The sequence below is a fragment of the Mesorhizobium sp. L-8-3 genome (assembly GCF_016756615.1).
Classification (GTDB): domain Bacteria; phylum Pseudomonadota; class Alphaproteobacteria; order Rhizobiales; family Rhizobiaceae.
In genome coordinates this window covers 5,874,880-5,888,307 of the sequence record NZ_AP023262.1, presented here as the reverse complement: position 1 = coordinate 5,888,307, position 13,428 = coordinate 5,874,880, and the positions used below count along the sequence as shown (strand labels likewise).

The window sequence follows — 13,428 nt, the reverse complement described above, 5'->3', positions numbered from 1 at the left end:
AGCGACGCATTTCGCAAGCTGTCCCAATAGACTATCCTGCGTCGCGCAATCGTCCCGTTCCGGGTGCGCTGATCTTGCCAGCAAAGCTGCGACACGCGGCGGGCGGCTGCGTTCTGCGAAAGCGCGAGCAAGACGATGGTAACGTTGACGGTAAGCAACTCCGTCGCCGATGAGGTCGGCGACATGATCGGCGAGGGGCTGGACGCATATAATGCCGGCGAAGCCGGACCATATGGCGAGGAGGCGCTCTGGGTGGTTGCGCGCGACGCCGCCGGCGCCGTCCAGGCAGGGCTCAAAGGCAAGATCGAATATTCGTGGCTGTTCGTCGACTGGCTCTGGGTCAGTCCGGCGCGCAGGCGAAGCGGTCTCGGCAGCCGGCTTCTGGAGAAGGGCGAGGAGGTCGCGCGGGAGAAGGGCTGCATCGGAGCCTTCCTGGGTTCGTTCACTTTTCAGGCGCCCGATTTCTACAAGCGGCAGGGCTACGAGGAATTCGGGCGTCTCGCCGACTTCCCGCCGGGACACGAGATGGTGTGGCTCAAGAAGTCGCTTTGAACGGTCCGCGGCCCGGTCTTGCGCTCGACGCGGCAGCTGGGAGACACCGGTCATGATCCTCTGCGAGCCGGTTCCCGGCGCTCGCGCGCGTCCTCACCTTGACAAAAGCCGGTACCCATGCGCTTTTCGCGCCACTTTTGGACCGGCCGCTTCTGAGCGGTGCCGGTTCGTGTGAAATCCTGCAAAACCGGAATTTTGGTCCATGCATCGTTACCGCAGCCATACCTGCGCCGAACTGAAGAAATCCGACGTCGGCAAGACCGTCCGCCTGTCCGGCTGGGTCCATCGCGTCCGCGACCATGGCGGCCTGCTCTTCATCGACCTGCGTGATCACTACGGCCTGACCCAGATCGTCGCGGATCCGGACTCGCCTTGCTTCAAGACTGCCGAGACGGTGCGCGGCGAATGGGTGATCCGCGTCGACGGCGAGGTGAAGGCGCGTACGGCCGAGACGATCAATGCCAATCTCGCAACCGGCGAGATCGAGATCTTCGCGCGCGACATGGAAGTGCTGTCCTCGGCCAAGGAGCTGCCGCTGCCGGTCTTCGGCGAGCCGGACTATCCCGAGGACATCCGCCTCAAATACCGTTTCCTCGACCTCAGGCGCGACACGCTGCACAAGAACATCGTTGCGCGCACCAGGATCATCGCCGAAATGCGCCGCCGTATGGGCGAGGCGGGTTTCACCGAATATTCGACGCCGATCCTCACCGCTTCGTCGCCGGAAGGCGCGCGCGACTTCCTGGTGCCGTCGCGCATCCATCCCGGCAATTTCTATGCGTTGCCGCAGGCGCCGCAGATCTACAAGCAGCTGATCATGGTGTCGGGCTTCGATCGCTACTTCCAGATCGCACCCTGCTTCCGCGACGAGGATCCGCGCGCCGACCGGCTGCCCGGCGAGTTCTACCAGCTCGACCTCGAAATGAGCTTCGTCGAGCAGGAGGATGTGTTCCAGACGATGGAACCCGTCATGCGCGGCGTGTTCGAGACCTTCGCCGAGGGCAAGCCGGTAACCAGGGAGTTCCCGCGCATCGCCTATGACGTCGCAATGCGCAAATACGGGTCCGACAAGCCCGATCTGCGCAACCCGATCGTGATGGAGGACGTGTCGGAGCATTTCCGTGGCTCGGGCTTCAAGGTCTTCGCCAACATCCTCGCCAACGATCCGAAGGCGGAGGTCTGGGCGATCCCGGCCAGGACCGGCGGTTCGCGCGCCTTCTGCGACCGCATGAACAGCTGGGCGCAGGGCGAAGGCCAGCCTGGCCTCGGCTACATCTTCTGGCGCAAGGAAGGCGAGAAGCTGGAGGGTGCGGGCCCGATCGCCAAGAACATCGGCGAGGAGCGCACCGAGGCGATCCGTATCCAGCTCGGCCTCTCCGACGGCGACGCGGCCTTCTTCGTTGCGGGCGATCCCAAGAAGTTCGTGAGCTTCGCAGGTGCTGCGCGCACGCGCGCCGGCGAGGAACTGAACCTCGTCGACCGCGACCGGTTCGAACTCTGCTGGATCGTCGATTTCCCGTTCTTCGAATGGAACGAGGACGAGAAGAAGATCGACTTCGGCCACAACCCATTCTCGATGCCGCAGGGCGGCATTGACGCGCTCAATGGGCAGGAGCCACTCTCGATCAAGGCGTTCCAGTACGACATGGTCTGCAACGGCTTCGAGATCGCCTCCGGCGGCATTCGGAACCATCTGCCCGAGACGATGGTCAAGGCCTTCGAGATCGTCGGTCTGTCGCGTGAGACCGTGGAAGAGCGCTTTGGCGGTCTCTACCGCGCCTTCCAGTACGGCGCGCCGCCGCATGGCGGCATGGCCGCGGGCATCGACCGCGTGGTCATGCTGCTGGTCGGCGCGAAGAACCTGCGCGAGGTGACCATGTTCCCGATGAACCAGCAGGCCTACGACCTGCTGATGAGCGCGCCGGCAGAGGCGACGCCGCAGCAACTGCGCGAGCTCGGCCTTCGGGTCGTGGCCCAGAAGAAGGAAGACTGAGCCGATGACGAGCGCCGGTCCGGAACGCCCACGCATTCTGGTGACCGGCTTCTCGGCCTTTCCCGGCGCGCCGGTCAATCCGACGGAACGGCTGGTGGCGGAATTGCGCAACCGGCTGCCCGAACTCGCATCGGTCGGTGCCGTCGCGGCGGTAGTCCTCGACGTGGATTATGCCAAGCTGCCGGAAGCACTTCGTCGTCTGGCGGCGGCACAACAGCCCGATATCGCGATCCATTTCGGGCTGAGCGCCGCGGCAACAGGCTTCGTGCTTGAGCGCCTGGCGCGCAATGCCTATGGCGGCAAGCCCGACAATTCCGGCCATGTTCCGGAGGCAGCCAGGATCTGCGACGGTGACGACGTACTTGCGTCGACGCTGCCACTGGACGCGTTGCATGTCGCATTGGCGGCCGCGGGTATTCCGGTGGACTGGTCGGACGATGCCGGCGGCTATCTCTGCAACTACCTGTTTTACCTCTCGCGTTCGCCGGTGCTCTATGAATTCGCGCCCGGAATGTCCGGCTTCATTCACGTGCCGCCGCTGCGGGAAGGCGAGACCACCGAGGTGGCCGGTGCCATGGACCTGGAAACTCTTGTCGAGGGTGCGTTGCTCGTGATCCGGCTCTGTGCCGAAGCGTGGGGGCGCAGCGCACCGGTACGACGGCGTAGCCGAACCTGGCGCCCAAGGTAGGTGCCGAAGCATCGAGCTTGCAGCCAGTCGTGAATTCCGTGGATCCTCGGTCGGCGCCGTGCGGGTATGGCTTGGATAGCCGCATGCCGTTTCGGCCCGCCAGCCCCGAGCAGGACGACGCGCCCCAAGCGACCTCTGGCGCCGGGCGTTTCGCAAGCAAAGGCCCGGCGTTGCGACCGGGCCTTCGAGGTTTCGTGGGCGGGGCCGACTACTGCGCGTCGTCGCCGTCCTCATTGGCGGTGACCGAGACGCCGAGCGTCTTCACCAGATCCTGCGGCGAGGACGACATGGCGCCCGCCATGATGACGGCGAAGGGCACAGGCGCCGACGGTTCGGCCGAAATCTGGAGGCTCCTCGGATCGTCGAGATAGGCAGTTACCGCCTGAGTTGCCTGCGTGGTGAATTCGGGATTGTTGAGCGTGGCCAGCATGAAGGGGAGGAGGGCTTTCGCCTGGTTGGCGATGTCGGCCGGCTTGGCGTTCTGCTGGGCCGCGACATAGTCGAGAACCTTGCCGGTCAGTGAATCGTCGTCGAAGCGGATGCTGGTCGCGTTGAAGGTGAGTTGCTGCAGCAGTCCGAGCATGGCGAGCCCCTGGCTGGAAGCGTCGCCCCCGCTCTCGGCCATATTCTTTTGCATGTCCTGCATCGACTTGATGAAATCGGGCGTATAGCCGCCGAGGTCGAAGGTCAGGCCGAGCGTACCGGCCTTGTCGACGGTGATGTCGTACTGGTCGAGGGCGAGCCGCCCGTCGCTCGGCTGCCAGGAGCCGGCCAGTTCGAAGCTGCCGTTCAGCGACTGAAACCCGAGCGCCTCTATCACCTTCTTGCTGTCGGCGTCCTCGACCAGCGACAGGTCGGCGGTGAAGCTGTCGGCCGAGCCGTAGAATTCCATAGCATTGCCGCCTTCGGGCGGGGTGATCTCGAAATGGACGCTGTCCATGGTGAAGGCCTGCTTGTCGCCGATCTTCACCGACATGCTCTCCATGTCGGCCGTGTCATACATCATGAAGGCGGCCATCGGGTCGGCGGAATCTTCTGCGGGAAGCTTGAGGCCCGTGATCTCGATGCCGGCGATATCGATTGTGGCGCCGTCCTGCGTCACCGAATAGGTGGGCAGCGTGGCGGAGCCGATCGTGTAGGCGCTGTTCTCTTCCGTGATGTCGCTCAAGGTGACGTCGCCGATGGCGACCTTGGTGGGCTGGCCGGGGGCGGCCACGGTCACGCCCTGGATCACCATCTTGGAGGCATCGCCGCTGACCCCGGTCCAGGACAGCTCGCCGCCCTGCTTGGCGAAGGCCGCCTTCAGGCGCTCGGCGACGGCGGTCGCATCCTGGGCAAAGGCGGAAGAAATCGGAAATGCGAGCAGAAAAGTGGAAAGTGCAATCCTGTGATGTACGGAACGACGAAGTGGCATCGGAGGTATCCTCGACAAAAAATGAGAAAATGGCCGCGCCTCCCTGTCGGGATAGAACCTGACCGGAAGATGACGCTCGCGCGGCACTTGTCCAAAATTTTCCGGAAAAAGCAATGAGGGCGCCATGCGAAAGGCAACGAATGATTGCGAGCCCCCCAAGGGCCCTGCAGCGACTGGAATCTTGCTCCAGGAATGTATTGTACGTGGCGGTTCGGGATGAATCGGATACAAGGGCAAATCCGCAGCGCCGGTGCCTCTTGCCGCGAATCGCCATCCCGGCTAGTGCGGGCCCATGGGAAAAGGCCTAGTTCCGCCGGATTCCGGCGATGACGACAATATCGAACCGGTCGATCTGAAGAAGGCGCTCGAAGAGCGCTACCTCGCTTATGCGCTCTCGACCATCATGCACCGGGCGCTGCCCGACGTGCGCGACGGGCTGAAGCCGGTCCATCGGCGCATCATGCATGCGATGCGGCTGCTGCGCCTCAGCCCGGACCAGGGCTTCGCGAAATGCGCCCGCATCGTCGGCGAGGTGATGGGCAAGTTCCACCCGCATGGCGACCAGTCCATCTATGACGCGCTGGTGCGCCTCGCCCAGGATTTCTCGGTGCGCTATCCGCTGGTCGACGGACAGGGCAATTTCGGCAATATCGACGGCGATAACGCAGCGGCAATGCGCTACACCGAAGCGCGCATGACCGGCGTCGCCACCGCGTTGCTGGAGGGCATCACGGAGGACGCGGTCGATTTCCGCCCGACCTATAACGAGGAGGACGAGGAACCGGTCGTCCTGCCGGGCGCCTTCCCGAACCTCCTCGCCAACGGCTCCTCCGGCATCGCCGTCGGCATGGCGACGTCGATCCCGCCGCACAACGCGGCCGAACTGTGCGACGCCGCCCTTCACCTCATCGACCATCCCGACGCGACGGTTCCCGAACTGATGCATTTCGTCCAGGGGCCGGATTTCCCGACGGGCGGCATCATCGTCGACGACCAGGCCTCGATCCGCGAGGCTTACGAGACCGGTCGCGGCGGCTTCCGTGTCCGTTCGCGCTGGCATCAGGAGGATCAGGGCCGAGGCACCTGGACCATCGTGGTGACCGAGATCCCTTATGGCGTGCAGAAGGCGCGGCTGATCGAAAAGACAGCCGAACTGCTCATCGCGCGCAAGTTGCCTCTGCTCGACGATGTTCGCGATGAAAGCGCGGAAGACATCCGCATCGTGCTCGTGCCCAAGAGCCGCACGGTCGATCCGGGCCTGCTGATGGAATCGCTGTTCAAGCTCACCGAACTGGAGAGCCGCATTCCCCTCAACATGAACGTGCTGTCGCGCGGCAAGGTGCCCAACGTGCTTTCGCTGAGCGGCGTGCTCCAGGAATGGCTGGAGCATCGCAAGGAGGTGCTGGTACGCCGTTCGCGCCATAGGCTCGGAGAGATCGAAAGACGCCTAGAGGTCCTTGGCGGCTATCTCATCGCCTATCTCAACCTCGACGAGGTGATCCGCATCATCCGCGAGGAGGACGAGCCCAAGCAGGTCATGATAGCCCGCTTCTCGCTTACCGACGTGCAGGCCGAGGCCATCCTCAACATGCGGCTGCGCGCCCTGCGCAAGCTCGAGGAGTTCGAGATCCGCAAGGAGTTCGATGGACTGACGGAGGAGAAGAAGCAGATCGAGGCGCTGTTGGCATCGGACGACAGGCAATGGCAGACGATCAAATGGGAGGTCGGCAAGGTTCGCGACCAGTTCGGGCCTGAGACGGCGATCGGCAAGCGCCGCACCACCTTCGCCGATGCGCCGGACCACGACATCGAGGACATTCAGCAGGCGATGATCGAGAAGGAGCCGGTGACGGTGGTGGTCTCGGAAAAGGGCTGGCTGCGCGCCATGAAGGGGCACCTGACTGATCATTCGCAATTCACCTTCAAGGAAGGTGACGGGCTGAAGCTCGCCTTCCCGGCGCAGACGACAGACAAGATCCTCGTCTTCACCACCGGAGGCAAGTTCTACACGATCGGCGCGGATCGCCTGCCCGGCGGTCGCGGCCATGGCGAACCGATCCGCATCATCGTCGACATGGACAACGACCAGGACATCGTCACCGCCTTCGTCCATGACCCGCAGCGCAAGCTGCTTCTGGTCAGCCACGACGGCAACGGCTTCCTCGTGCCGGAGGCGGAGGTCGTCGCCAACACCCGCAAAGGCAAGCAGGTGATGAACGTGAAGTCGCCCGACGAGGCGCAGCGCTGCGTGCCGGTTTCCGGCGACCATGTCGCGATCGTCGGCGAGAACCGCAAGATGCTCGTATTCCCGCTTTCCGAGATTCCGGAGATGACGCGAGGCAAAGGCGTGCGGCTCCAGAAATACAAGGATGGCGGCGTGCTCGACATAAAGACCTTCGACACGGGCGAGGGCCTCACCTGGCAGGATTCCGCCGGGCGTGTCTTCACCCGCGGCCGGGAGGAACTCGCCGAGTGGATCGGTGCGCGCGCCTCGGCCGGGCGCATGGTGCCCAAGGGTTTCCCGAGAACCGGCAAGTTCGGATAGCGGCTCCCAGTCTCGCAAACGATCTCTTGCACTCACCGGTGGTCGCCCGCGATCTTCGGAAGATGTCGGCGCGCGTATGTCGGAGGGACATATTCCACAAAAAACGCAGCAGGATTGACATCCGGTCTTTCATGTGTAAGAAATTATTGACATATGAAAGACGGAATCGAAATGACAGCGTCCGACGGCGACCGTCTTCTCGCGGCACTGGCCGCGCTCGCCAGTCCGCACAGGCTGCGCATCGTCGCTGCACTGGCGCGAGGCGGGCGCAACTATGTCAGTCAGCTCGCGCGTGAGGTCGGCATTAGCCGCCCGCTGCTCCATATGCACCTGAACAGGCTGGAGGAGGCGGGGCTCGTGACCAGCCGGCTCGAACTGTCGGACGACGGCAAGGCGCTCAATTTCTTCGAGGTGGCCGCATTCGACATCGCGGTTACGCCCGAAGCGATTGCTGCGGCGGCTGCGACCCTCAGCAACGAAACGACGAAGATCGACTGAAAGGATAGCCGATGGACCATGTGCAGAGCGGGATGATCATGGGGGCGGCGGTGCTGACCCTGGCAACGATCATCATCGTCACCGTCATCATCCAGCTGTCGGCGACATGGCGCGCCAGGGCGCAGCTGGCGCGCGAGGACGAATACAAGAAGCTTGCCGAGCAGGCGACCGCGGCCAGCACAAGTGCTGCCGCGGCGGGGCAGAGGCTGGCCGACGACATCTCGGAGACCAAGACGAGGATCGCTTCGATCGAGAAACTCCTGCGCGAGGTTGCGTAGAGCGCCGCACGTCCAGCGAAGAGGTGTCCGGGAGGACGTGGTGCCCGAAGGGCCGCCGCCCGCGCCGTTCTGACGAAGTCGTGATCGATCGTGGCTTGCCAGAATCGGGTTTTTGCAGTGCAATATCTTGCTTGCGAATGATCATTCGCATAAATTGAGAATGAACATTCGCTCTCAATGAGGCCGTTATGGACGAAGTCCCGTCAGCCGATCGCGGTCCAGCAGTCGCCGATGACGGCGAGGCGCAGGCGGCTTCGCCCGGCGAGCCAGACGTGGCTTCGCCCGGTGAACCGCAGGCCGCTTCGCGCGCCGAGCGGCGCGACATGCAGATCCAGCGCATCATGGATGCAGCCAAGACCTGTTTCGTGCGGCACGGCTTCCAGGGCGCGTCCATGCAGCAGATATGTGCCGAGGCGGGGATGAGCCCCGGCGCGCTCTATCGCTACTTCGCTTCCAAGGAGGCGATCATCGAGGCGATCACCGAGCAGGATCGGCGCGAAGATCTCGAGTTGTTCGGGGTCATGATCGGGATGTCCTCGGCAGTCGATGGGATCGTCGCCGTAGCGATGGCCCATATGCATCACATCCACGAACGCGGGCTTGCCCCGCTCTTCGCGGAGATTCGTGCCGAATCCATGCGCAACCCCGCCGTGGCGCGCTGCTGCATGGAGAATATGGGGCAGGCCCAGGTCATGCTCCAGGCCTATCTCGGCGCTGCGATCGAAAGAGGCGAGATCGATCCGGTCACCGATCTCGCAACGCTGATGGCGACGCTCATGTCGATCGGCGAGGGGCTCATGCTCAACGACCTTCTTGCCATGGGCTTCGATGCCGACCGCCTGGAGAAGGTCTTCCGCACCATCGCGGAAGCGGTTCTGCGCCCGACCAGGCCTGCGACCGACATTACTGCCCAGACTGCCTGATACACCCGTTTTCGCGAGTAGACCGATGTCCGCAAAGAATAAACTGGTCATGCCTTTCGCCGGCCTGCTTCTGGCTGGTGTTTCCGTGGTCTTCATGCCGCCGCCGGTCTCGGCCGCGCAGCAGCCGGTGCCGGCCGTTCAGGCCCCGCCGGCGATCCGTGTTGCCGTCGCTCGCAAGCGAGAATTGGTCGAGACGCTGTCCGTCACAGGCACAGTGATTGCCCGCGAGGAGGCGGCGGCCGGCACTGATCTCGGTGGGCTGACGGTCGTGCTGCTCAATGCCGACGAGGGCGACAAGGTCAGGAAAGGCGACGTCCTGGCTGTGCTCGACCGTTCACTGCTCGACACCCAGCTTGCCCAGATGGAGGCGAGCAGGGTCCAGGCGGAAGCTAGCGTCGCCCAGGCGCAAGCCCAGATCGGCGATGCCGAGATCGGCGTCCGCCAGGCGGGCGAGGCACTGGAGCGGGCGAGAGCGCTGCAGAAGAAGGGTGTCGCCGCGCAGGCCCAACTCGACGACGCAGTCAACGCCTACGACAGCGCAAAGGCCAAGCGCGTTTCGGCTGAAAAGGCGCTGGCCGCGGCCGAGGCCCAGATCGGCGTCATCGACGCGCAGAAGGAGAACGTGCTCGTGCAGATCGACAAGACCGAGGTGAGGGCGCCCGCCGACGGTCTTGTCCTGTCGCGCAACGCCACGCTGGGCGGTATCGTCTCGGCCGCCGGCGGTCCGCTTTTCCGTATCGCCATCGACGGCGAGTTCGAGCTGTCGGCGGATGTCGCGGAGACGGTGCTGCCCAGGCTCGCGGTCGAGATGCCGGTGGAAGTTGCGCTCGCCGGTTCGACGGAGGTGGTTGAAGGCAGCATTCGCAGGATCGCGCCGGAGGTCGACCAGGCCTCCCGTCTCGGCTCCATCCGCATCGCGTTGGCGCCCGGCTGCGGCGCGCGCGGGGGCAATTTCGCGCGCGGCGAGATCGAGGTGCTGCGTCGCGAAGGCGTCGCCGTTCCGGCGTCCGCCCTCGTCTACCAGGGCGCCGACGCTTTCCTGCAACTCGTGGAGAACGGCAAGGTCAAGACCGTGCCGGTGACGGTCGGCGCGCGCACGGGCTCTTTCGCGGAGATACGGTCAGGCCTTGCCGAAGGCCAGGAGGTGGTGGCGCGTGCCGGAACTTTCGTCGCCGACGGCGACATGGTGACCCCGGTGCGGGACGACGTCGCGACCGCGCGTGACGACCAGACGGGGGCGATCAAGCCATGAGCTGGAATTTCTCCGCCTGGTCGATTCGCAATCCGATCCCGCCGATCCTGCTCTTCATCGTGCTGACGGCGCTCGGCCTGATGAGCTTCGCCAGCCTGCCGGTCACGCGCTTTCCCAACATCGACTTCCCGCTGGTCGCGGTGACGGTGACCGATCCCGGCGTCGCGCCGAGCGAGCTCGAGACGCAGGTGACCAAACGCGTGGAGGACGCCGTCGCCAACATCTCCGGCGTCAAGAATGTCACCTCGACCATTACCGAGGGCAATTCCCAGACGCTGGTCGAGTTCCGCCTCGATGTAGAGACGCAGACCGCGGTCAATGACGTCAAGGATGCGATCGAGCGCATCCGCTCCGACTTGCCGGCCACATCGGACGCCCCCGTTGTCAACCGGGTCGATGTCGAGGGCCAGGCGATCCTCACCTATGCGGTATCGGCACCGGCCATGACCATTGAGGAACTGTCCTGGTTCGTCGACGACACGGTGATCCGCAAGCTGCAGGGCCTGAAGGGTGTGGCCCGGGTGGACCGCTATGGTGGCGTGACGCGCGAGATCAAGGTCGAGATCGATCCCGACCGGCTGAATGCGCTCGGCCTGACGGCCTGGAACGTCAACGCCGCCTTGCGCGCGGCCAATGTCGACATGACCGGCGGCAACAGCAAGTTCAACGAGCGCGACCAGTCGATCCGCACGCTCGGCGGCGCCAGGACCGTCGCCGATCTCGAGAAGCTCGAGATTCCGCTGTCGGGCGGCCGCAAGGCCAGGCTTTCCGACATTGCGACGGTGACCGACAGCTGGGCGGAACCGAAATCCTTCGCTCGCGTCAACAACCAGACGGTCGTTTCCTTCGGCATCTTCCGCGGCAAGGGCGAGAGCGACGTCGACGTGAGCGAACGCGTCTCGGCTGCGATCGCGCAACTGGAGAAGGCCCATCCCGACGTCACGATAACCAAAGTCGACGACTCCGTTGCCTATACCGAAGGCAATTACGACTCGGCCATGGAGACTCTGATCGAAGGCGCCATCCTTTCGGTCATCGTCGTGTTCATCTTCCTCCGGGACTGGCGCGCGACACTGGTTGCGGCGACTGCCTTGCCGCTTTCCATCATACCGGCCTTCTGGGCGCTTGACCTGCTGGGCTTCTCGCTCAACCTCGTCAGCCTGCTCGGCATCACCCTGGTGGTCGGTATCCTCGTCGACGATGCGATCGTCGAGATCGAGAACATCGTGCGCCACGTGAAGATGGGCAAATCCCCCTACCGCGCCTCGCTGGAGGCGGCGGACGAGATCGGCCTGGCGGTCATCGCCATCTCAGCGACCATCATTGCGGTGTTCGCGCCGGTCAGCTTCATGAGCGGCATTGCGGGTCAGTACTTCAAGCAGTTCGGCCTCACCGTCGCCGTGGCGGTGTTCTTCTCGCTGCTTGTGGCCCGGCTGATCACGCCGATGCTGGCCGCCTATTTCCTGCGCGGCCACGGCCATGACGAACCCAGGCCGGGTCTCGTCATGCGCGGTTATGTCAGGCTGCTCAGGGCTACCTTGCGCTATCGCTGGCTGACGCTCGCCGCCGGTATCGCCTTCTTCGCCGGCTCCATCTACGCTATCGGCTTCCTGCCCTCGGGGTTCATCCCCAAGGAGGACGCGAGCCGCATCGTTTTCTCGCTCGAACTGCCGCCCGGCAGCCGGCTCGAAGACACGCGCGCGACGACCGACGAGGTGACGCGGCTGATGCGCACCGTTCCCGAAGTCGAGAACGTCTATGTAATCGGCGGATCGAACCCGACAGGGACGCTGGAGCCGCGCCGCGCCACGGTCGTGGCCGACCTCCGGCACAAGTCCGAGCGCGATGTCACCCAGGCCGAGATCGAGGAGATCCTGCTGAAGAAGCTGGAGGTTGTGCCGGATCTGCGCGCATACTTCGTCAACGACCGGGGCGAGCGCGCGCTGGCACTGGGCGTGATGGGGACTGACGGCGCCAAGCTCGACGAGGCCGCGCGGAAAATCCAGAGCGCCATGACCGCGACCGGCAAATTCCGCGCGGTGACTTCCAACGCCGCGCTCGACCGGCCTGAAATCATCGTGGTGCCCGATTTCGATCGGATGGCGGAACTCGGCATCTCGACGGCAAAGCTTTCCGAGACACTGCGCGTCGCAACGATTGGCGATGTCGACGCGAATCTGGCGAAGTTCACGGTCGGCGACCGCCAGATCCCGATCCGCGCGCAGCTCGACGAGAAGGCCCGCCACGATCTTTCCGTGGTAAGCACCCTGCCGGTGCCGACCGCGTCGGGCACGATGGTGCCGCTGTCCTCGATCGCCGGGATCCGGTTCGGCCAGGGGCCGTCTTCGATCCAGCGCTTCAATCGGGAGCGCCGCGTCGTGATCGGCGCCGACATGGCCGCCGGCCAGGAGATCGGCACAGGGCTCGACATCGTCTGGGGACTGCCGGAGGTCAAGAGCCTGCCCGGTGGGGTGCGCATCCAGCAGACCGGCGACGCGGAAGTGATGGGCGAGGTCTTTTCCGGCTTTGCCATGGCCATGGTCACGGGACTGATGCTCGTGCTTGCCGTGCTTATCCTGCTTTTCGGCTCGGTCTTCCACTCCTTCACGATCCTGGGTTCCCTTCCCCTCGCCATCGGCGGTGTGGTCGCCGGCCTTTGGCTCACCAATTCGGCCGTCTCCATGCCCGTGGTCATCGGTATCCTGATGCTCATGGGCATCGTCACCAAGAATGCGATCATGCTGGTCGATTTCGCGGTTGAGGAGGTCAAGCAGGGCATTTCGCGCAGCGAGGCGATCGTCGATGCCGGCCGCAAGCGGGCACGGCCGATCGTGATGACCACGATCGCCATGTCGGCGGGCATGATCCCGGCCGCCCTGGCTCTCGGCGACGGCGGCGAGTTCCGCGCCCCGATGGCGGTGGCCGTGGTCGGTGGTCTGCTGGTCTCGACCTTCCTGTCGCTGGTCTTCGTGCCGTCCTTCTACACGATCATGGACGACGCGGCGCTCGGTACCGCGCGGCTGTTCCACTGGCTGGTGAGGCCGAATGCCAAGGATGAGCCGGGCGACGACCATGGCCAGGGCGCGACCGTGCACTCGCTGCAGCGCCCGACAGGGCTGCCGGTCGCTGCGGAATAGGCGCCCGTCCCGACTTCCAGGACGCAGTCTCTGCAACGACAAAGCCGCCCGGTGCGAGACCGGACGGCTTTGGCGTTGGCGAGAATATCGTGAGAACCTGCCGGGTCGTATTACGTGTCCGAATGGACGCGCGGCGCTCCAGTGCGGC

At 64.5% G+C, this 13,428-nt stretch carries 10 protein-coding genes; 9 read left to right on the top strand and 1 reads right to left on the bottom strand.

What is annotated here, in order from left to right; translation table 11 throughout:
• The first annotated feature begins 135 nt into the window (after window positions 1–135).
• The 3 genes from JN302_RS27360 to JN302_RS27350 all read left to right on the top strand — a co-directional run bounded on the left by JN302_RS27360 (window position 136) and on the right by JN302_RS27350 (window position 3,233).
• Entirely contained in the window at window positions 136–552 is a 417-nt protein-coding gene (locus tag JN302_RS27360; RefSeq protein WP_202329803.1) for a GNAT family N-acetyltransferase, read from the top strand.
• A 202-nt stretch (window positions 553–754) separates the two neighbouring features.
• Entirely contained in the window at window positions 755–2,545 is a 1,791-nt protein-coding gene (aspS, locus tag JN302_RS27355; protein WP_202329802.1) for an aspartate--tRNA ligase, read from the top strand.
• A gap of 4 nt (window positions 2,546–2,549) precedes the next feature.
• Window positions 2,550–3,233 carry a pyroglutamyl-peptidase I gene (locus JN302_RS27350; protein ID WP_202329801.1) on the top strand — a complete coding sequence of 228 codons (684 nt, stop codon included), beginning with the start codon at window positions 2,550–2,552 and terminating at the stop codon, window positions 3,231–3,233.
• A 208-nt stretch (window positions 3,234–3,441) separates the two neighbouring features.
• On the opposite strand, the gene JN302_RS27345 is transcribed toward JN302_RS27350, so the two are convergent.
• On the bottom strand, window positions 3,442–4,647 hold the full coding sequence (locus JN302_RS27345; RefSeq protein WP_202329800.1) for a hypothetical protein: 1,206 nt from the start codon (window positions 4,645–4,647) through the stop codon (window positions 3,442–3,444).
• 292 nt (window positions 4,648–4,939) lie between these two features.
• Between JN302_RS27345 and parC the strand changes: the two genes are divergently transcribed.
• From parC to JN302_RS27315, 6 genes are all read left to right on the top strand, one after another.
• The gene (gene parC, locus JN302_RS27340) at window positions 4,940–7,192 is read left to right on the top strand and encodes a DNA topoisomerase IV subunit A (protein ID WP_202329799.1); all 2,253 of its coding nucleotides are present in this window, start codon (window positions 4,940–4,942) and stop codon (window positions 7,190–7,192) included.
• Window positions 7,193–7,363: 171 nt separating this feature from the next.
• Window positions 7,364–7,690, top strand: a complete 327-nt coding sequence (locus tag JN302_RS27335; protein ID WP_202307238.1) for an ArsR/SmtB family transcription factor — start codon at window positions 7,364–7,366, stop codon at window positions 7,688–7,690.
• 11 nt (window positions 7,691–7,701) lie between these two features.
• Window positions 7,702–7,968, top strand: coding sequence for a hypothetical protein (locus tag JN302_RS27330; protein WP_202329798.1), 267 nt, complete (start codon window positions 7,702–7,704; stop codon window positions 7,966–7,968).
• A 188-nt stretch (window positions 7,969–8,156) separates the two neighbouring features.
• Window positions 8,157–8,891 carry a TetR/AcrR family transcriptional regulator gene (locus JN302_RS27325; protein ID WP_202329797.1) on the top strand — a complete coding sequence of 245 codons (735 nt, stop codon included), beginning with the start codon at window positions 8,157–8,159 and terminating at the stop codon, window positions 8,889–8,891.
• Between the two features lie 25 nt (window positions 8,892–8,916).
• On the top strand, window positions 8,917–10,143 hold the full coding sequence (locus tag JN302_RS27320) for an efflux RND transporter periplasmic adaptor subunit (protein WP_202329796.1): 1,227 nt from the start codon (window positions 8,917–8,919) through the stop codon (window positions 10,141–10,143).
• Window positions 10,140–13,280, top strand: a complete 3,141-nt coding sequence (locus JN302_RS27315) for an efflux RND transporter permease subunit (protein ID WP_202329795.1) — start codon at window positions 10,140–10,142, stop codon at window positions 13,278–13,280. Before JN302_RS27320 ends, JN302_RS27315 begins: the two co-directional genes overlap by 4 nt.
• Window positions 13,281–13,428: the final 148 nt, after the last annotated feature.

Coding starts and splice junctions, on each gene's coding strand:
- aspS (WP_202329802.1), top strand. CDS start 755: ATGCATCGTTACCGCAGCCATACCTGCGCCGAACTGAAGAAATCCGAC.
- JN302_RS27345 (WP_202329800.1), bottom strand. CDS start 4,647: ATGCCACTTCGTCGTTCCGTACATCACAGGATTGCACTTTCCACTTTT.
- JN302_RS27360 (WP_202329803.1), top strand. CDS start 136: ATGGTAACGTTGACGGTAAGCAACTCCGTCGCCGATGAGGTCGGCGAC.
- JN302_RS27350 (WP_202329801.1), top strand. CDS start 2,550: ATGACGAGCGCCGGTCCGGAACGCCCACGCATTCTGGTGACCGGCTTC.
- JN302_RS27315 (WP_202329795.1), top strand. CDS start 10,140: ATGAGCTGGAATTTCTCCGCCTGGTCGATTCGCAATCCGATCCCGCCG.
- JN302_RS27335 (WP_202307238.1), top strand. CDS start 7,364: ATGACAGCGTCCGACGGCGACCGTCTTCTCGCGGCACTGGCCGCGCTC.
- parC (WP_202329799.1), top strand. CDS start 4,940: ATGGGAAAAGGCCTAGTTCCGCCGGATTCCGGCGATGACGACAATATC.
- JN302_RS27320 (WP_202329796.1), top strand. CDS start 8,917: ATGTCCGCAAAGAATAAACTGGTCATGCCTTTCGCCGGCCTGCTTCTG.
- JN302_RS27330 (WP_202329798.1), top strand. CDS start 7,702: ATGGACCATGTGCAGAGCGGGATGATCATGGGGGCGGCGGTGCTGACC.
- JN302_RS27325 (WP_202329797.1), top strand. CDS start 8,157: ATGGACGAAGTCCCGTCAGCCGATCGCGGTCCAGCAGTCGCCGATGAC.